At 74.6% G+C, this 17,819-nt stretch carries 17 protein-coding genes and 1 pseudogene; 16 read left to right on the top strand and 2 right to left on the bottom strand.

The window, feature by feature from the left end; genetic code table 11:
* Positions 1 to 28: 28 nt before the first annotated feature.
* The 12 genes from ACWPWV_RS00160 to mshA all read left to right on the top strand — a co-directional run bounded on the left by ACWPWV_RS00160 (position 29) and on the right by mshA (position 12,228).
* A complete protein-coding gene (locus tag ACWPWV_RS00160) occupies positions 29 to 547 on the top strand; it encodes a PH domain-containing protein (protein WP_454040996.1) in 519 nt (172 codons plus the stop codon).
* Entirely contained in the window at positions 544 to 2,178 is a 1,635-nt protein-coding gene (locus ACWPWV_RS00155; RefSeq protein ID WP_454040995.1) for a PH domain-containing protein, read from the top strand. Before ACWPWV_RS00160 ends, ACWPWV_RS00155 begins: the two co-directional genes overlap by 4 nt.
* A complete protein-coding gene (locus ACWPWV_RS00150) occupies positions 2,175 to 3,188 on the top strand; it encodes a Rossmann-like and DUF2520 domain-containing protein (protein ID WP_454040994.1) in 1,014 nt (337 codons plus the stop codon). The genes ACWPWV_RS00155 and ACWPWV_RS00150 overlap by 4 nt, the downstream gene beginning before the upstream one ends.
* Positions 3,185 to 4,210 carry a pantoate--beta-alanine ligase gene (gene panC, locus ACWPWV_RS00145; RefSeq protein WP_454040993.1) on the top strand — a complete coding sequence of 342 codons (1,026 nt, stop codon included), beginning with the start codon at positions 3,185 to 3,187 and terminating at the stop codon, positions 4,208 to 4,210. Before ACWPWV_RS00150 ends, panC begins: the two co-directional genes overlap by 4 nt.
* 53 nt (positions 4,211 to 4,263) lie before the next feature.
* A complete protein-coding gene (panD, locus tag ACWPWV_RS00140; protein ID WP_454042775.1) occupies positions 4,264 to 4,764 on the top strand; it encodes an aspartate 1-decarboxylase in 501 nt (166 codons plus the stop codon).
* Positions 4,761 to 6,440: an L-aspartate oxidase gene (locus ACWPWV_RS00135; protein ID WP_454040992.1), complete on the top strand. Its 1,680-nt coding sequence runs from the start codon at positions 4,761 to 4,763 to the stop codon at positions 6,438 to 6,440. Before panD ends, ACWPWV_RS00135 begins: the two co-directional genes overlap by 4 nt.
* A 31-nt stretch (positions 6,441 to 6,471) precedes the next feature.
* Positions 6,472 to 7,443: a carboxylating nicotinate-nucleotide diphosphorylase gene (gene nadC, locus ACWPWV_RS00130; RefSeq protein WP_454040991.1), complete on the top strand. Its 972-nt coding sequence runs from the start codon at positions 6,472 to 6,474 to the stop codon at positions 7,441 to 7,443.
* Positions 7,444 to 7,485: 42 nt separating this feature from the next.
* Positions 7,486 to 9,009 (top strand): lysine--tRNA ligase, encoded by a 1,524-nt coding sequence (gene lysS, locus ACWPWV_RS00125; protein WP_454040990.1) that lies wholly within the window; start codon positions 7,486 to 7,488, stop codon positions 9,007 to 9,009.
* A 20-nt stretch (positions 9,010 to 9,029) separates the two neighbouring features.
* Complete coding sequence (locus ACWPWV_RS00120) at positions 9,030 to 9,224, top strand: hypothetical protein (RefSeq protein ID WP_454040989.1); 195 nt, start codon at positions 9,030 to 9,032, stop codon at positions 9,222 to 9,224.
* 135 nt (positions 9,225 to 9,359) lie between these two features.
* Positions 9,360 to 9,692 (top strand): histone-like nucleoid-structuring protein Lsr2, encoded by a 333-nt coding sequence (locus tag ACWPWV_RS00115; RefSeq protein ID WP_454040988.1) that lies wholly within the window; start codon positions 9,360 to 9,362, stop codon positions 9,690 to 9,692.
* A gap of 102 nt (positions 9,693 to 9,794) precedes the next feature.
* Positions 9,795 to 10,928 carry a lactonase family protein gene (locus ACWPWV_RS00110; protein ID WP_454040987.1) on the top strand — a complete coding sequence of 378 codons (1,134 nt, stop codon included), beginning with the start codon at positions 9,795 to 9,797 and terminating at the stop codon, positions 10,926 to 10,928.
* Positions 10,929 to 10,932: 4 nt separating this feature from the next.
* Complete coding sequence (gene mshA / locus ACWPWV_RS00105) at positions 10,933 to 12,228, top strand: D-inositol-3-phosphate glycosyltransferase (protein ID WP_454040986.1); 1,296 nt, start codon at positions 10,933 to 10,935, stop codon at positions 12,226 to 12,228.
* Between the two features lie 48 nt (positions 12,229 to 12,276).
* On the opposite strand, the gene ACWPWV_RS00100 is transcribed toward mshA, so the two are convergent.
* The gene (locus tag ACWPWV_RS00100) at positions 12,277 to 12,720 is read right to left on the bottom strand and encodes a nitroreductase family deazaflavin-dependent oxidoreductase (RefSeq protein WP_454040985.1); all 444 of its coding nucleotides are present in this window, start codon (positions 12,718 to 12,720) and stop codon (positions 12,277 to 12,279) included.
* Positions 12,721 to 12,875: 155 nt separating this feature from the next.
* Between ACWPWV_RS00100 and ACWPWV_RS00095 the strand changes: the two genes are divergently transcribed.
* Entirely contained in the window at positions 12,876 to 13,613 is a 738-nt protein-coding gene (locus tag ACWPWV_RS00095; protein ID WP_454040984.1) for a phosphoglyceromutase, read from the top strand.
* Between the two features lie 103 nt (positions 13,614 to 13,716).
* Here ACWPWV_RS00095 and phoU read toward each other — a convergent pair whose 3' ends face one another.
* The gene (gene phoU, locus ACWPWV_RS00090; protein WP_454040983.1) at positions 13,717 to 14,400 is read right to left on the bottom strand and encodes a phosphate signaling complex protein PhoU; all 684 of its coding nucleotides are present in this window, start codon (positions 14,398 to 14,400) and stop codon (positions 13,717 to 13,719) included.
* A gap of 244 nt (positions 14,401 to 14,644) precedes the next feature.
* Here phoU and ACWPWV_RS00085 point away from each other — a divergent pair, with 244 nt between their 5' ends.
* From ACWPWV_RS00085 to ACWPWV_RS00075, 3 genes and pseudogenes are all read left to right on the top strand, one after another.
* Entirely contained in the window at positions 14,645 to 15,886 is a 1,242-nt protein-coding gene (locus tag ACWPWV_RS00085) for a sensor histidine kinase (protein ID WP_454040982.1), read from the top strand.
* A complete protein-coding gene (locus ACWPWV_RS00080; protein WP_454040981.1) occupies positions 15,883 to 16,590 on the top strand; it encodes a response regulator transcription factor in 708 nt (235 codons plus the stop codon). The genes ACWPWV_RS00085 and ACWPWV_RS00080 overlap by 4 nt, the downstream gene beginning before the upstream one ends.
* Before the next feature lie 175 nt (positions 16,591 to 16,765).
* Positions 16,766 to 17,809: pseudogene (locus tag ACWPWV_RS00075) on the top strand (phosphate ABC transporter substrate-binding protein PstS); the annotation flags it as partial.
* Positions 17,810 to 17,819: the final 10 nt, after the last annotated feature.

Below are 17,819 nucleotides of genomic sequence, written 5' to 3'. Positions count from 1 at the left end.
GGTACCCGCCGGATGGGAGAATCGAGACATGACCGACTCCGACCGAGCCCTGACGGGCAGCGGCACAGGCCCCTTCGACCCGCCCGGGATCGTCTGGTCCGGGGTGTCGCCGCGCCTCGTCACCGCACGCCTGCTGTCCGTGGGGATCACGCTCGTCGTGCTCGCGGCCCCGGTCGTGGTCCTCGCGATCCTGCTGCCGCACTGGTGGCAGTGGCTCGTGCTCGGCGTGCTGGCGCTGATCGGACTGTGGGCGCTGCTGCTCGTGCCGCGCCAGGTCCGGGCGATCGGCTATGCCGAGCGTGACGACGACCTGCTCATCCGCAAGGGCATCATGTTCCGCTCCCTCGTCGTCGTGCCGTACGGGCGCATGCAGTACGTGGACGTCCAGGCCGGTCCGCTCGCTCGCAAGCTGCGCATCGCGCAGATCCAGCTCCACACGGCGTCCGCGTCGACGGACGCGACGATCGACGGTCTCGAGCCCGCCGAGGCGGACCGCCTGCGCGACCGCCTCGCGTCGCGCGGCGAGGCTCGTCTGGCGGGCCTGTGAGCGCCGAGGTCCCCGGCCACCACGAGGACTCGGCGGGGGCGCTCGACTGGCAGCGGGTGCACCCGGTCACGCCGCTCGTGCGCGGCTGGACCGTCATCGCGGTGCTGCTCGTCGTCGTCGGCCAGCAGACGCTCAACGGCCTGCCCGAGGGGCAGAACCTGCTCGAGGGCGACCGGTGGTGGCAGGTGCTGCTCGGGGTGCTGGCCATCGGCCTCGTCGGTCTCGGCTACTCCGCGGTCGCGTGGCGCATGACGAGCTTCGCGGTCGACGACGAGTCCGTGCACCTGCGCACCGGGGTCCTGTTCCGCCAGCAGCGGCGCGCACGGCTCGACCGGCTGCAGGCCGTCGACGTCGTCCAGCCGCTCCTCGCGCGGTTCTTCGGGCTCGCCGAGCTCAAGCTCGAGGTGGCGGGCGGCGGCGACTCGGGCGTCAAGCTCGGGTTCCTCAAGGAGGACGACGCGAACCGCCTCCGGGTCGAGCTGCTCGCCCGTGCCGCAGGTCTGCGCGTCGGTGCGCGCCCGGTGGCGTCCGCCGGACCCGCCGGTCCGGACGGGAACCGCGAGCCCGGCGACGACCCGGAGCACGCGACCGCCGTCGGGCCGGTCGGCGACGCCGCGTCGTCGGACGCGCTGCTCGAGGCGCCGGAGCAGCCCGTCACCGCGCTCCAGCCGGGACGGCTCGTCGCGTCGCTCCTGCGCTCGGGCGCGACGGTGGGCCTCGTCCTCGGCATCCTCGCCATCGGGGGCGTCGTCATCGGCACGCGCGAGATCGGCATCCTGTTCAGCGCGCTGCCGGCCGTGCTCGGCTTCGGCGGGTACCTCTTCCAGCGGTTCACCGGCGAGTTCGGCTTCCGCTCCGCGATCTCTCCGGACGGCATCCGGCTGCGCCACGGCCTCCTCGAGACGCGTTCGCAGACCATCCCGCCGGGTCGCGTCCAGGCGGTACGCCTGCTCCAGGGCCCGTTCTGGCGAGGGCCGGACTGGTGGCGCGTCGACGTCAACGTCGCCGGGTACGGACCGAGCGCGGACGGGTCGCAGACGAAGAGCGTCCTGCTGCCCGTCGGGTCGCGCGACGAGGCGCTCGCCGCGCTGTGGCTCGTCCTGCCGGACCTCGGCACGCCCGACCCGCGCGCGCTCCTCGACGAGGGCCTCTCGGGCCGCGACGCGGGCGAGCACTTCGTGGCGATGCCGCGGCGGGCGCGGCTCCTGGACCTCGTCTCGTGGCGGCGCAGCGGGTTCGCGGTGACGGACCGCGCGCTCGTGCTGCGCAGCGGCCGGGTGTTCCGCAGCCTGGTCGTCGTGCCGCACGAGCGCACGCAGTCGCTCGGGCTCGAGCAGGGCCCCCTGCAGCGTCGGTTCGACGTCGCGACGTTCGCGGTGCACTCGACGCCAGGACCCGTCGTCCCGAAGGTCCACCACCTCGACTCCCGCGACGCCGCGCGCCTCCTCGACACGCAGGCGGCCCGGGCGCACGAGGCCCGTGCCCACGAGGGTCCCGAGCTGTGGATGCGGCGCGACGAGGTGCCCCTGGACGTCCCGGCCGGCCCCGCGCCGGACGTCGTGCCCGACCCGGTGCAGGACACCGTGCCGGACGCCCTGCCCGGCAGGCGGGACGTCGGGAGCGACCGGTGAGCGCGACCGAGGCGCGCCGACCCGGGCGGCTAGGCGTCGGCATCGTGGGGGCGGGCCGCGTCGGCGCGGTCCTGGGCAGCGCGCTGCGCGCGACGGGGCACGCCGTCGTCGGGGCGAGCGGCATCTCCGAGGCCTCGCGCGACCGCATCGACGCCCTGCTGCCGGGCGTGCCCGTGCTGGAGGTGCCCGACGTCGTCGAGCGGGCCGAGCTCGCGCTCCTCGCGGTGCCCGACGACGCGCTGCCGGGGCTCGTCCGCGGCCTCGCCGACGTCGGGGCGTGGCAGCCGGGGCAGATCGTCGTGCACACCTCGGGCCGCTACGGCGCCGCCGTGCTCGACCCCGCGCGCGCGGCGGGCGCGATCCCGCTCGCGATCCACCCGGCGATGACGTTCACGGGGACGTCGCTCGACCTGTCGCGCCTCGAGGGCTCGACGTTCGCCGTGACCGGCCCGACGCCGGTCCTGCCGATCGGGCAGGCGCTCGTCGTCGAGATCGGCGGCGAGCCCGTCGTCGTCGCGGAGGAGTCCCGCGGGCTCTACCACGCGGCGCTCGCGCACGGCGCGAACCACCTCGTCGTGCTCGTGGCGCAGGCGGCGCAGGCCCTGGAGGCGGCCGGTGTCGAGCAGCCGGGCCGCGTGCTCGCGCCCCTGCTCTCCGCCGCCCTGGACGGAGCGACCCGAGCCGCCGACCGCGGCGCGGAGTCGGGGGCCGGGGGAGCGGCGGGCGCGATCTCGGCGCTCACCGGGCCCGTGTCGCGCGGCGACGTGGGCACGGTCGTCGAGCACCTCGCCGCCCTGCGCGCGCTCGCGGCGACGAGCGACGCGGCCGACGTGCCGCCGTCGTACACGGCCCTGAGCCGCGGGGCGGCGGTCCGGGCGCGTGCGACCGGGCGCATCGACGAGGCCGCGGAGCGGGCCGTGCTCGACGCGCTCGACGCCGGCCCCGAGGAGGCGCCGGACCTCACGCACGACGACGACGACCAGGACCGCCCCGAGGAAGGACGACGATGAGCACGGACCGCGGCGCGGGGACGGTCGACCGGGGGACGGGGACGACCGGCCGGAGCACGGGCACGGGCCCGGTGCCCCCGCGGGTCGTCACGACGCGAGCCGACCTGCGCGCCGCTCTCGGCGAGGGGCCGCGTCGGGCGATCGTCATGACGATGGGCGCGCTGCACGCGGGCCACCTCGAGCTCGTGCGGCGCGCGCGCGAGGCCGTGGGCGCCGAGGGCGAGGTGGTCGTCACCGACTTCGTGAACCCCCTCCAGTTCGGCCCGGGCGAGGACTACGAGCGCTACCCGCGCGACGTCGCGGGCGACGTCGCGCTCCTCGCGTCGGCCGGCCCCGACGCCCGGGTGGACCTCGTGTTCGCCCCGGACGTCGAGGAGATGTACCCCGGTCACGCGGACGGCTCCGGGCCGATCGTGCGCGTGACGTCTGGCCGGGTCGGGGACGTGCTCGAGGGCGCGGCCCGCCCGGGGCACTTCGACGGCGTCCTCACGGTCGTGCTCAAGCTGCTCCACCTCGTGCGGCCGGACGTCGCGGTGTTCGGCGCGAAGGACGCGCAGCAGCTCCTCGCGGTGCGGCGCCTGGTGGCCGACCTCGACGTGGACGTCGAGGTCCTCGGCGTGCCGACGGTGCGCGAGAGCGACGGCCTGGCGCGGTCGTCGCGCAACGCGTACCTCACGCCCGAGCAGCGTGAGCAGGCGCTCGCGCTGAGCCGCGCGCTGCGCGCGGGTGCCGCGGCGGCGGACACGGGCGCGGGCGCCGCAGCGGTCCTCGCGGCCGCGCGGGGAATCCTCGACGGTGCTACCGGTGTTGACCCGGATTATCTGGTGCTCGTCGACCCGGCTACCGTGGAGGACCTGGCGCCCGGCGCCGTCGGCCCGGGGCTCCTCCTCGTGGCCGCGCGCGTGGGCACCACCCGACTCATCGACAACACGGCCGTCGAGATCCGTGCACCCGAGGACGCCCGCGACCCGGGCGGCCCGCCTGCCGGCGACCGTGCCCAGCACCCTGGAGGAACCGCGTGACCGCGCCGACCCCGCGCCCCGCCGAGCGACGCCCGGCGTCGCTGCAGCGCCCCATGATGATCGGCAAGATCCACCGCGCGACGGTGACGCAGGCCGACCTGCACTACGTCGGCTCGATCACCGTGGACGCCGACCTGCTCGACGCGGCCGACCTCTACCCGGGCCAGCAGGTCGACGTCGTGGACGTGACGAACGGCGCGCGCCTGACCACGTACGTGATCCCCGGGGAGCGCGGCGCGGGCCAGATCTGCATCAACGGCGCCGCGGCCCACCTCGTGGACCCGGGCGACGTCGTCATCCTCATCGCGTACGGGGCGCTCTCCGACGAGGACGCGCGCACCTACCTGCCGCACGTCGTGTTCGTCGACGAGCGCAACCGCATCGTCGAGCTCTCGGACGAGCCGGGCCTCGTCCCCGACGTCCCCGCGGCGCGGGGCCTCGAGCCCAGCGGGCTGGCCTTCGCGGCCGTGCGGGCAGGGCAGAGCACGGGTCCCGGCACGGGTCACGGCGCAGCGCCCGGGGCCCGGCCCGACGGCGCGGCGCACCGCGGGTGAGCACGCTCGCCCGGTCCCTCGCCGCCCCGGAGCCCGGCTGGACGACGACGGCGGACGCCATCGTCGTCGGGTCCGGCATCGCGGGGCTCTCCGCGGCGCTCGAGCTGCGCACGCGCGTGCCGCGGGTCCTGCTCGTCACGAAGGGCGAGCTGTCGTCGGGGTCGACGGTGTGGGCGCAGGGCGGCATCGCGGCGGCGCTCGACCCGGAGGACTCCCCGGAGGCGCACCTCGCGGACACGCTCGTGGCGGGCGGTGGGCTGTGCGACCCGGTCGCGGTCGAGGTGCTGGTCACCGAGGGGCCGGCTCGCGTGCGCGAGCTCGTGGCGCTCGGTGCGCGGTTCGACCGCGCGGCCAACGGGGACATCGCGCTCACGCGCGAGGGCGGGCACCACGCCGACCGGATCGCGCACGCGGGCGGTGACGCGACCGGTGCGGAGATCTCCCGCGCGCTCGTCGCGCAGCTCGACGCCGTGCGCTCCGACCCGGGGATCGAGGTCATCGAGAACGCTCTCGTGATCGACGTCCTCACCACGGCGCCCGGCGCGGACGGCGACCCGGCGGGACGGCGCCGCGCGTGCGGCGTGACGCTCCACGTCAAGGGCGAGGGCACGCGCGACGGCGTCGGCGCGGCGCTGGCCCGGGCCGTGGTGCTCGCGACCGGGGGAGTGGGCCAGGTCTTCCGGTCCTCGACGAACCCGCCCCAGGCGACGGGTGACGGGATCGCTGCCGCGCTGCGCGCGGGTGCGGCGCTCGGGGACCTCGAGTTCGTCCAGTTCCACCCGACCGTGCTCTGGCTCGGCCTGGGTGCCAAGGGCCAGCTCCCGCTCATCTCGGAGGCGGTGCGGGGCGAGGGCGCCATCCTCCTCGACACCGACGGGCACCGCTTCATGCCCGCGCAGCACGCGATGGCCGAGCTCGCGCCGCGCGACGTCGTCGCGCACGCCATCGTCCGGCAGATGGCCGCGACCGGGTCCGACCACGTGCTGCTCGACGCGCGCCACCTCGGCGCCGACTTCCTGCGCTCGCGCTTCCCGACGATCACCGAGCGGCTGCTCGACAACGGCATCGACTGGACCGAGGAGCCCGTGCCCGTCGCCCCCGCACAGCACTACCACTCGGGCGGCGTCGTCACGGACCTGCACGGACGGTCGTCGCTCGACGGCCTCTACGCGATCGGCGAGGTCGCCTGCACCGGTGTGCACGGAGCCAACCGGCTCGCCTCGAACTCGCTGCTCGAGGGACTCGTGTTCGCGCATCGCGCGGCGCGCGAGATCACCGGCCGCGTCGCCGCGGGCGACCTCCCCGTCGGGACGCCCGCGCCCCGGCCCGGTCCGTCGGCCCTCGTCGCCGCGGCCGCGCGCTCGCGGATCCAGTCCGTCGCGTCCGCCGGGCCCGGCGTCATCCGCGACGCCGACGGGCTCGCCGTCGCCGAGCGACGCCTCGCCGCGATCCGCACCGACGCGCACGAGGCGAGCGACGTCGTCGCCCAGCCGCAGGCCGCCGAGTGGGAGACGACGAACATCCACCAGGTCGCGACGGCCCTCACCGCGGCGGCGACGCTGCGCGCGGAGAGCCGCGGCGGGCACTTCCGCACCGACTTCCCGGCGCCCGACCCGGCGTGGGAGCGCCGCGTCGTCGTCTCGCTCGACGACGACGGCACGCTGCTCGTCCGCTGACCGGCACCGCGAGCGGCTACGGTGGGCGACCGTGAGCACCTCTCCCGAGCAGCCCGCGGCACCGACCGGCCCCCCGTCCCGCGTCGACCCCCCGCTCGACCCGGCGTGGGTCGCGGAGACCGTGGCGCGCGCGCTCGACGAGGACCTCGGCACGGCCCCCGGGCGCGACGTCACCACCCAGTCGACGGTCCCGCCGTCGTCCACGGGGACCGCGCACCTCGTCGCGCGCGCGGACGGCGTCGTGGCGGGTCTCGTCGTGGTCGAGGAGGTGACGCGCCAGGTGGCCGCGCGGCTCGGGCTGCCGCCCGTCGTCGTGACGTTCTCGGCGCGCGACGGCGACGGCGTCCTGCGCGGCCGCGTGCTCGCCGCGCTGACCGGTCCGGTCCAGGTGCTGCTCGTCGCCGAGCGCACGCTCCTCAACCTCGCGTCGCGGGCCTCCGGCGTCGCGACGGCGACCCGCGCGTGGGCGCGCGAGCTCGCCGGCACCGGGGCGCAGGTCCTCGACACGCGCAAGACGACCCCCGGCCTGCGCGCCCTCGAGAAGTACGCCGTCCGCGCCGGCGGCGGGACCAACAAGCGCATGGGCCTGTACGACGTCGCGATGGTCAAGGACAACCACGTCGTCGCCGCGGGCTCCGTGAGCGCGGCCGTCGTGGCGATCCGCCGGACGTTCCCGGACGTGCTCGTCCAGGTGGAGGCGGACACCACGGCGCAGGCCCTCGAGGCGCTCGACGCGGGCGCCGACTTCCTCCTGCTCGACAACATGCCGACGCCCGTGCTCGCCGAGACCGTCGCGGCCGTCCGGGCGCGGCAGGGCCGGGACGGGGTGCCCGCGAAGGTCGAGCTCGAGGCGACGGGAAACCTCACGCTCGACCGCGCGCGCGAGGTCGCCGGCACGGGCGTCGACTACCTCTCCGTCGGCGCCCTGACGCACTCCGCCCCGATCCTCGACCTCGCGCTCGACCTGCTGCCCACGGTCCCGTCCGTCCCGTCGCGGTCGTGACGCGGACCCTGCCGCCGAGGGGGCGTCGGTAGACTCGTCCGCGTGACTCTCCCCGCCGGAAACCCCGATCCCTCCACGCCCGACGAGGACGACGTCCCCGAGCAGATCCAGGTCCGCCGCGAGAAGCGCGAGCGCATCCTCGCGCGCGGCGACGAGGCGTACCCCGTGGGCGTGCCGCGCACGCACACGATCGCCGAGGTGCGGGCGGCCTATGCCCACCTGGAGGCGGGCGAGGAGACGCAGGACGAGGTCGGGGTCGCCGGCCGCGTCGTCTTCCTGCGCAACACCGGCAAGCTGTGCTTCGTCACGCTGCAGGACGGCGAGGGCAACCGGCTGCAGGTCATGCTCAGCCAGGCCGTGGTCGGCGAGGAGTCGCTCACCACGTTCAAGGCCGACGTCGACCTCGGCGACCACCTGTTCGCGCACGGGCGCGTCATCAGCTCCCGCCGCGGCGAGCTGAGCGTCTTCGCGGATTCCTGGAAGGTCGCGGCCAAGGCCCTGCGTCCCCTTCCCGTGCTGCACAAGGACCTGTCGGAGGAATCACGCGTCCGCCAGCGATATGTCGACCTCATCGCGCGGCCCGCGGCGCGCGACACGGTGCGCCTGCGCGCCGCGGTCGTGCGCTCGATCCGCGAGAACTTCTGGGAGCGCGGGTTCGTCGAGGTCGAGACGCCCATGCTGCAGACGCGCCCGGAAGGTGCTGCGGCGCGTCAGTTCGAGACGCACATGAATGCGTTCGACATCGACCTTTTCCTGCGCATCGCGCCCGAGCTGTTCCTCAAGCGCGCGGCGGTCGGCGGGGTGGAGAAGGTCTTCGAGATCAACCGGAACTTCCGCAACGAGGGCGTGGACTCCACGCACTCCCCGGAATTCGCGATGCTCGAGGCCTACGAGGCCTACGGCGACTACGACACCATGGCGGTCCTCACGCAGGACCTCGTCCAGCGCGCCGCGCAGGACGCCCTCGGCACCACGCTCCTCACGCTCGCGGACGGCACGGAGTACGACGTCGGCGGTGAATGGACGCAGCTGCGGATGTACGACTCGTTGTCGGACGCGCTCGGGGAGCAGATCACGCCGGAGACGTCGGTCGAGCACCTGCTGACGTTCGCCGAGAAGCTCGAGCTCGCCTTCGACCCGAGGAGCACCAACCACGGAAAGCTCGTCGAGGGGCTGTGGGAGCACCTCGTGGGCGACCACCTCGTCGCCCCCACGTTCGTGCGCGACTTCCCGGTCGAGACGTCACCCCTCACGCGCGACCACCGTCGGGTGCGCGGCCAGGTCGAGAAGTGGGACCTCTACGTGCGTGGCGTGGAGCTCGCGACGGCGTACTCCGAGCTCGTCGACCCGGTGGTCCAGCGCCAGCGCTTCGAGGCGCAGGCGCTGCTCGCCGCGGCGGGGGACGACGAGGCGATGCGCATCGACGAGGACTTCCTCACCGCGATGGAGTACGCGATGCCGCCGTCGGGCGGGATGGGCCTCGGGATCGACCGCCTGCTCATGGCGCTGACGGGTCTGGGCATCCGCGAGACGATCCTCTTCCCGCTCGTCAAGCCGGCGCAGTAGCCGGGTCTAGGATCGAGAGCATGAACGACCTGCTCCCCGCTCTCGGCGCCCTCGTCCCGTCGGTCGGCGTCGGTCTGCTCTTCTGGTTCGCCATGCGCTATATCGTGCGCGCCGACCGCAACGAACGCGCCGCCCTGGCGCGTCTCGACGCCGAGGAAGAAATGCGTTCCGCCGCGGCGGCGCATTCCGCGGGCCGTGGCGACGGCGCGTCCTGACTTCCGGGCCGGCCGCGATTCACCGCAGATGACGACAATTTCTCCCGGACACGCGCTCAGGACAATTGACGCGCTTCCCGTGCTGGGGCATCCTGGACAGGTCATCTCATTCCTGTGAAGCGTGAGGAATCAACAGTGGCCCAGAAGGTCCAGGTAATTCTCGTGGACGACATCGACGGAGGGGCGGCGGACGAGACGGTGACCTTCGCGCTCGACGGCGTCTCCTACGAGATCGATCTCAGCACGAAGAATGCGCAGCAGCTGCGCGACGCGTTCGCCTCGTGGGTCGGGAACGCCCGCAAGGTGTCGTCGCGCACCTCGTCCCGTCCGGCGGCGCGTCGTGGTCGCAGCACGGGTTCCGCCCGCGCGACCGAGATCCGGGAGTGGGCCCGGGAGAACGGCTACAAGGTCAACGACCGCGGCCGCATCTCCCAGGAGATCCAGACCGCGTACGACGCGGCGCACTGACGCACGACCCGCACGGGGCGCACCGTCGCCCGGTCCTCGACCGGGCGGTGGGCGCCCCGTCGTCGTGTCGGGAACCGGCGGGCGGAGAACTACGCTCGAGGTATGACCGTCTCGACGCGCACCCTGTGGATCGGCACCTACCCGCACCCCGCGTCCGACGGACCCGAGGGCGTCTGGCGGGTCGAGGTCGACGTCGAGCAGGGCACGTTCGTCGGCGGCCGCCTCGCCGCCACGACGCCCTCGCCGTCGTTCCTCGCGCTGACGCCGCCGGCCTCGCCGGCGGGAACGTCGCCGCGCACGCTCTACGCGGTCGGCGAGACGGGGGACGGCACCGTCTCGGCGTTCCAGGTCGTCGAGGACGGCACGCTCCGGCCGCTCGGTCCGCCCGTGACGACCGGGGGCGACTCCCCGTGCCACGTGCTCGCCCGGCCCGGCGAGGTGCTCGTCGCCAACTACGGGGACGGTGTCCTCACCGTCGCGGGCACCGACGACGACGGCTCGCTCACCGGTGCGTCGCGCCGGTACGGGCACGCCGGTGACGGACCCGACGCGGGACGCCAGGAGGGGCCCCACGCGCACTACGTCGTGGACGACGGCGAGGGCGGGGTGCTCGTCGTCGACCTCGGGACGGACGAGCTGCGTCGCCACGACGTCGCCGCACCCGAGGGGACGCTCCCGGCGGTCGCCGCGACGTTCCCGGCCGGCACGGGGCCCCGGCACGTCGCGACGCTGCCCGGCGGGCACCTGGTCGTCGTGGGCGAGCTCGACCCGGCGCTCTTCGTCCTCGCGCCCGCGGGCGACGGGCGCTACGACGTGGTGGCGCGCTACCCGGTGACCTTCGCCGCCGAGCCGCAGGGCGGGCGGAGCTTCCCGTCGCACGTCGAGGTGACGGCGGACGGCACGCGCGTCGTGGTGGGCGTGCGGGGTGCGGACGTCCTGGCGGTGCACGCGGTCGACCCCGGTCCCGACGACGGCGCGCCGCCGCGCCTGCGCCACCTGGCCGACACCCCCGTCGGCGGGACGTGGCCGCGCCACCTCGCGGTCCTGCTCCCGGTGTCCGACGAGGAGCCGACGCACGACCTCGTCGTCGTCGCGAACCAGCAGGACGACCCGCTGACCGCCGGCGACGGGCCGTCGTCGAACCTCGCGCTCCTGCGCGTGCGCCGCAGCGACGGCCTCGGCGAGGTGCTCGACGTCCTCGCCCTGCCCGCCCCGGCGTGCGTCGTGGAGGCGTGACCCGGTGACCGCCGACCGTCCCGACGGCGACGCGCTGCGCGTCGCGATGCTGTCCGTCCACACCTCGCCCCTGGACCAGCCCGGCACGGGCGACGCGGGCGGCATGAACGTCTACGTCACCGAGCTCGCGCACGCGCTCGCGCGGCACGGCGCGCAGGTCGAGATCTTCACGCGCGCGACGTCGTCGGCCCAGCCGCCCGTCGTCGAGGTCGCTCAGGGCGTGACCGTGCGGCACGTCGCCGCCGGTCCGTTCGAAGGGCTCGACAAGAACGACCTGCCCGGGCAGCTGTGCGCGTTCACCGCGGGGGTGCTGCGCGCGGAGGCCCGGCACCACGTGGGGTGGTACGACGTCGTCCACACGCACTACTGGCTGTCGGGCCAGGTCGGGTGGCTCGCCGCGGACCGCTGGGACGTGCCGCTCGTGCACACCATGCACACGCTCGCGCGCGTGAAGAACGCCGCGCTCGCCCCCGGGGACGCGCCCGAGCCGCTCGGACGCATCATCGGCGAGGAGCAGGTCGTCGCGGAGGCGGACGCGCTCGTCGCGAGCACCGACGCCGAGGCGGACGACCTCGTGCGCGACTACGCGGCCGACCCCGCGCGCGTGCACGTCGTGCCGCCCGGGGTGGACCTCGACCTCTTCTCGCCGGGCGTGCCCGACGGCACCGGGCCGGCGGAGCGCGCCGAGCGGCGCCGGGCGCTGCGGGACGAGCTCGGCCTGCCGGTCGAGGGCCGCATCGTGCTGTTCGCCGGACGCGTCCAGCCGCTCAAGGCGCCCGACGTCCTCGTCCGCGCGCTCGGCGTGCTCGCCGACCACGACGAGCCCGTGCCGACGCTCGTCGTCCTCGGCGGGCCGAGCGGGCGCCCGACGGCGGTCCGGGAGCTCGAGGCGCTCGCCTACCAGCTGGGCGTCAGCGACCAGGTCGTCGTGCGGCCGCCCGTGGCGCGCGAGCTGCTCGTCGACTACTACCGGGCCGCCGACCTCGTGGCGGTGCCCTCGCACAACGAGACGTTCGGTCTCGTCGCGGCCGAGGCCCAGGCGAGCGGAACGCCCGTGGTGGCGGCCGCCGTCGGCGGGCTGACGACGGTCGTGGTCGACGGCGAGTCCGGCGTCCTCGTCCCGGACCACAACCCGTGGACGTGGGCCCGTGCGCTCGCGGACCTGCTCGCCGACGACGACCGCCGCGAAGGGCTCGCCGTCGGTGCGCGCCGCGTCAGCGAGCGGTTCGGCTGGGACGCCGCGGCGCGCCGCATGCTCGACGTCTACGCCCAGGCGACCAAGGTCCGCGCCGCGCGCTGACCTCGGCCGCCCGGCGGCCCGGGCCGGGGTGCCCGGCGGTCCGGGGCCTCAGGCGTGGGTCGTGCGCTCGAGCACGAGCACCGGGATCTCGCGGGACGTCCTCTGCTGGTAGTCCGCGTACGGCGGGTACGCGGCGACGGCGCGATCCCACCACAGCGCCTTCTCCTCGCCGTGCACCTCGCGCGCGACGTAGTCGTGGCGCTCGGCGCCGTCCTGCAGCTCGACCTGCGGGTGCGCGACGACGTTGTGGTACCAGACGGGGTGCTCGGGCGCGCCGCCGAGCGAGGCGACGACCGCGTACACCCCGTCGTGCTCGACGCGCATGAGCGGGGTCTTGCGCACCTTGCCGGACCGTCGGCCGAGCGTGGTCAGCACGACGACGGGCAGACCGTTCAGCGTCGTCGCCCTCGTGCCGCCGGACGTCTCGTAGGTCTCGGCCTGCTTGCGGGCCCAGCCGCTGGTGCTGGGCGCGTAGTCTCCGTGGATCGGCATGCCCGTGCCAACGCGCGTGCTCGGGGCGGCATTCCCCGGGTCGACGCCACCGCGCGGGACGTTGGTCCTCCGGCCGGCCGGCATCGGTCACCAGGAGCGCACCAGCCCGTGGACCGGACGTGCCCCGCCCCGGACCCGTGCGGCAGGATGGAGCCATGACCTACACCCTCGTGCTGCTCCGCCACGGCGAGAGCGACTGGAACGCCAAGAACCTCTTCACCGGCTGGGTCGACGTGCCGCTGTCGGAGAAGGGGATCGAGGAGGCGAAGCGCGGCGGGGTGCTCCTCGCCGAGTCGCAGATCGCGCCGGACGTCGTGCACACCTCGCTCCTGCGCCGCGCCATCACGACGGCGAACCTCGCGCTCGACGCCGCCGACCGGCACTGGATCCCCGTCAAGCGGTCGTGGCGCCTCAACGAGCGCCACTACGGCGCCCTCCAGGGCAAGGACAAGAAGCAGACCCTCGAGACCTACGGCGAGGAGCAGTTCATGCTCTGGCGCCGCTCCTACGACACGCCGCCGCCGGAGATCGAGCTCGGCTCGGAGTTCTCGCAGGACGCCGACCCGCGCTACGCCGACGCGCCCGTCGTGCGCACCGAGTGCCTCAAGGACGTGCTCGAGCGCGCCCTGCCGTACTGGGAGGGGGAGGTCGTCCCCGACCTGCAGGCCGGCAAGACCGTCCTCGTCGCGGCGCACGGCAACTCGCTCCGCGCGCTCGTCAAGCACCTCGACGGCATCTCCGACGAGGACATCGCCGGTCTCAACATCCCGACGGGCATCCCGCTGCTCTACGAGCTCGACGAGGACTTCACGCCGGTGACGCGCGGGGGGCGCTACCTCGACCCCGAGGCCGCCGCGACGGCCGCCGCGGCCGTGGCGAACCAGGGCCGCTGAGAGCGGTCACCACGGCGTGACGGCACGAAGGAGGCGCGGATCGACGATCCGCGCCTCCTTCGTGCCGCGCCGCTCCGTGGGCGTCGTGCGTCGTGCGTCGGGGTCAGGCGGTCGCGCGCGTCTGGCCCGAGGGGATGCCGCGGTCGTCGGCGAAGTCGCCGGTCACCAGGTAGGTGACGCGCTTCGCGATCGAGACGCCGTGGTCGCCGAACCGCTCGTAGTAGCGGCCGACGAGCGTCACGTCGACCGTCTCCTGCGTCGTGCCGGTCCAGGAGTGGTCGAGCAGGGCCGTGAACGTGTCCTGGTGGAGCCGGTCCAGCAGGTCGTCGTCGCGCTCGATGTTCGCCGCGACCGTGAGGTCCCGGGTCGTGAGGAGCGTCGTCGTGCGTCGTGCGACACGGACCGCGGCGTCGTTCATCTGCTCGAACGTCCGGTGGAGCGTCGGGGCGATGGCGCGCGACGGGTACCGGCCCCGGGCGACCTGCGCGACGTGGCGGGCGAGGTCGCCCATCCTCTCGAGCGTCGCGCTCATGCGGAGCGCGCTGACGACGACGCGCAGGTCCGTGGCGACCGGCTGCTGCTGCGCGAGCAGCAGGACGCAGCGCTCGTCGAGCTCGCGCTCGATGGCGTCGATGGTGTGGTCGGCGGCGATGACCTGCTGCGCGAGCTGCAGGTCCGCCGTGAGCAGCGCCTGCCCGGCGCGGTTCATCGCCGCCTCGACCAGCCGGCTCATCTCGGCCAGGTCGTCACCGACCTGCTTCAGCTCGGCCTCGAAGATCTCCCGCATCGCTTCCCTCTCGTCGTGACCGGACGGCACCGGACAGCACCGGTCGGCGCGCCCGGGACGCGCCGGCGCAGTGTTCCTCGCAGGTTCCTGGCAGCCGGATGCGTCGTCGGCTCCGGTCACCCTTCCACCCGAGAGGGTCCGGGCGATGAACGCCAGGACGCCGCCAGGTGAACTCTTGCCGTCCCGGCCCCGGGAGAGCGGCCCGCGGGCCGGGACGCGTCGCGGCCGACCGTACGCTGGACGGGTGGAAGCCGAGAGCCTCATCGAGGGCGCGACCGTCCTGCTGGCCGGGATCGTCGGCGTCGTCGTCGGCGTCGTCGCCGCGGTCGCGTTCCGCCTGAGCGAGCGGGAGCAGCGGCGGGGCGCCGCGGAGCCGGCGCGCGAGCTGGACGAGGGCCTCGTCCGGGTGCTCGCGGTGCTGCGCTCGGCGGCCGTCGTGCTCGACGCCGAGGGCGACGTCGTGCGCGCGAGCCCGCCCGCGTACGCGCTGGGCGTCGTGCGGGGTGACGCGGTCGCCCACGCCGCGATCCGCGACCTCATCGACGACGTCCGTCGCGACGGCGTGATCCGCGACGAGGAGCTCGAGCTCCCGCGCGGTCCGGTCGGCCGCGGCACGGTCCTGCTCCAGGTCCGGGTCGCGCAGGTCGGGCCCGACCACGTGCTCGTGCTCGCCGAGGACCGGACCGAGGCACGCCGCGTGGAGGCCATCCGGCGCGACTTCGTCGTGAACGTCTCCCACGAGCTGAAGACGCCGGTGGGGGCGCTGGCGCTGCTCGCCGAGACGGTGCAGGACGCCGCCGACGACCCGGTGGCGGTCCGGCGGTTCGCCGCGCGCATGCAGTCGGAGGCGACGCGGTTGTCCGCACTCGTGCAGGAGATCATCGAGCTCTCCCGCCTCCAGGTGGCCGGCGCGCTCCAGCAGGTGACGATCGTCCCCGTGCGCGCCGTGGTCGAGGAGGCGGTCGACCGCGCCCGGACGACCGCGCAGGGCAAGGGCATCACGCTGACGACGGGCGGCGACCTCGACGCCGCGGTGTACGGCGACCACAACCTGCTCGTCACCGCGGTGCGCAACCTGCTCGACAACGCGGTCGCCTACTCGGGCGAGAACACGCGCGTGGGCGTCGGGGTCGCGCGGGCGGGGGACCTCGTCGAGATCGTCGTCGTCGACCAGGGCATCGGGATCGCCGCCGACGAGCAGGACCGCGTCTTCGAGCGGTTCTACCGGGTGGACCCCGCGCGCTCGCGCGACACGGGCGGGACGGGGCTCGGCCTGAGCATCGTCAAGCACGTGGCCGCGGACCACGGCGGCGAGGTGACCATGTGGTCCGAGCCCGGCCGCGGCTCGACGTTCACGATCCGGATCCCCGCCGCGGAGCGACGCCCCGACCACGGGGACGTGGCGCCGGCCGTGGCCGGGACGAGCACGACACCCGACCCGCTCTCGGGCCGGGACGACGTACGGAACAAGGAGGTAGGCGCGTGACGCGCATCCTGGTGGTGGAGGACGAGGAGTCGTACCGCGACCCGCTGGCGTACCAGCTGCGGCGCGAGGGCTTCGACGTGGTCGAGGCGGCCACGGGCACCGAGGCGTTGGAGCAGTACGACGCGGGCGGGGCCGACATCGTGCTCCTCGACCTCATGCTCCCGGGCCTGAGCGGCACGGAGGTCTGCCGCGAGCTGCGCCAGCGCGGCGACGTGCCCGTCATCATGCTCACCGCGAAGGACTCCGAGATCGACAAGGTCGTCGGGCTCGAGCTCGGGGCGGACGACTACGTGACGAAGCCGTACTCGTTCCGCGAGCTGCTCGCCCGCGTCCGCGCGGTCCTGCGTCGCAAGGTCGGGGACGCCGGCGGCGACGCCGTCGACGACGGCACGCTCGAGGTGGGACCGGTGCGCATGGACGTCGAACGGCACACGGTCACCGTCGCGGGCGAGGCCGTGCCGTTCCCCCTCAAGGAGTTCGAGCTCCTCGAGCTCCTGCTCCGCAACGCGGGCCGGGTGCTCACGCGCGGCCAGCTCATCGACCGCGTGTGGGGCACGGACTACGTGGGCGACACCAAGACGCTCGACGTCCACGTGAAGCGCATCCGCTCGAAGATCGAGCCGGAGCCGGCCTCGCCCCGCTTCCTGCTCACGGTCCGTGGCCTCGGGTACAAGATCGCCGACGGCGCGACGGTCCAGCCGTAGCCGGCCGTCCCGGGACGTCCCGTAACGGACGTTCCGGGACGACCTGCGGACCGCCCGGAAACGTCTGTGCACTGTTCACCTCGCGTTCATCGGGACTCGGTGAACGCGTCACCCGCTCCTCCTACCGTCCTGGACGTCGCCGGTATTCGCCGGTGCTCGCACAGCTTCGAACAGGATGGATCGACTCGTGAAGCTCAGCCGAATCTCCCGCGCCGGTACCGCGGTCATGGTGGGCGCCCTCGCCCTCACGCTCGCTGCCTGCAGCTCAGACGGCTCGGACGGCTCCGACACCGAGCCCGGCGGCAGCGAGAGCTCCGCCGGGGGCGACCTCGAGAGCCTCAGCGGCACGCTCGCCGGCGCCGGCGCCTCCTCGCAGGAGAACGCCGTGGCGGGCTGGATCGCCGGCTTCGGCGACATGGCTCCCGGCGTGACCGTCACCTACGACGCCGTCGGCTCCGGCGGCGGCCGCGAGCAGTTCATCGCCGGCGCGACGCAGTTCGCCGGCTCGGACGCGGCGCTCGACGAGGAGGAGCTGGCCGCGGCGCAGGAGCGCTGCTACGGCGGCGACGTCCTCGAGCTCCCGCTCTACATCAGCCCCATCGCGGTCGTCTACAACCTGCCCGACGTGGACGCCGACAACGTCAACATGTCCGCCGAGACGATCGCCAAGGTCTTCAACGGCGACATCACGTCGTGGGACGACCCGGCGATCGCCGCCGAGAACGAGGGCGTCGAGCTCCCCGCGATCGACATCATCCCGGTGCACCGCTCCGACGAGTCCGGCACGACGGAGAACTTCACGGAGTACCTCGCGGCCGCCTCGAACGGCGCCTGGCCGCACGAGGCGAGCGGTGACTGGCCGGTCGAGGGCGGCCAGTCCGGCGCCCAGACGCAGGGCCTCATCGACACGGTGACCGGCGCCGAGGGTGCGATCGGCTACGCCGACGCCTCGCGCGCCGGCGACCTCGGCACCGTCGCGGTCAAGGTCGGCGAGGAGTACGTCCCGTACTCGCCGGAGGCCGCGGCCGCCGTCGTCGACGCCTCCCCGCGCGCCGAGGGCGCCACGGAGACGCAGCTCGTGGTCGAGCTCGACCGCACCACGACGGAGGCCGGCGCCTACCCGATCGTGCTGATCTCGTACTCGATCGCGTGCGGCACCTACGAGGAGCAGGCCGACGTCGACAACGTCAAGGGCTACCTGGGCTACGTCGCCAGCGAGGAGGGCCAGG

It is taken from the genome of Cellulosimicrobium sp. Marseille-Q8652 (assembly GCF_965112045.1).
The sequence above is the reverse complement of the archived record's forward strand: the minus strand, read 5'-3'. Positions and strand labels throughout refer to the sequence as shown.

Coding starts and splice junctions, on each gene's coding strand:
- ACWPWV_RS00160 (WP_454040996.1), top strand. CDS start 29: ATGACCGACTCCGACCGAGCCCTGACGGGCAGCGGCACAGGCCCCTTC.
- panC (WP_454040993.1), top strand. CDS start 3,185: ATGAGCACGGACCGCGGCGCGGGGACGGTCGACCGGGGGACGGGGACG.
- ACWPWV_RS00120 (WP_454040989.1), top strand. CDS start 9,030: ATGAACGACCTGCTCCCCGCTCTCGGCGCCCTCGTCCCGTCGGTCGGC.
- ACWPWV_RS00095 (WP_454040984.1), top strand. CDS start 12,876: ATGACCTACACCCTCGTGCTGCTCCGCCACGGCGAGAGCGACTGGAAC.
- ACWPWV_RS00110 (WP_454040987.1), top strand. CDS start 9,795: ATGACCGTCTCGACGCGCACCCTGTGGATCGGCACCTACCCGCACCCC.
- ACWPWV_RS00100 (WP_454040985.1), bottom strand. CDS start 12,720: ATGCCGATCCACGGAGACTACGCGCCCAGCACCAGCGGCTGGGCCCGC.
- phoU (WP_454040983.1), bottom strand. CDS start 14,400: ATGCGGGAGATCTTCGAGGCCGAGCTGAAGCAGGTCGGTGACGACCTG.
- panD (WP_454042775.1), top strand. CDS start 4,264: ATGATGATCGGCAAGATCCACCGCGCGACGGTGACGCAGGCCGACCTG.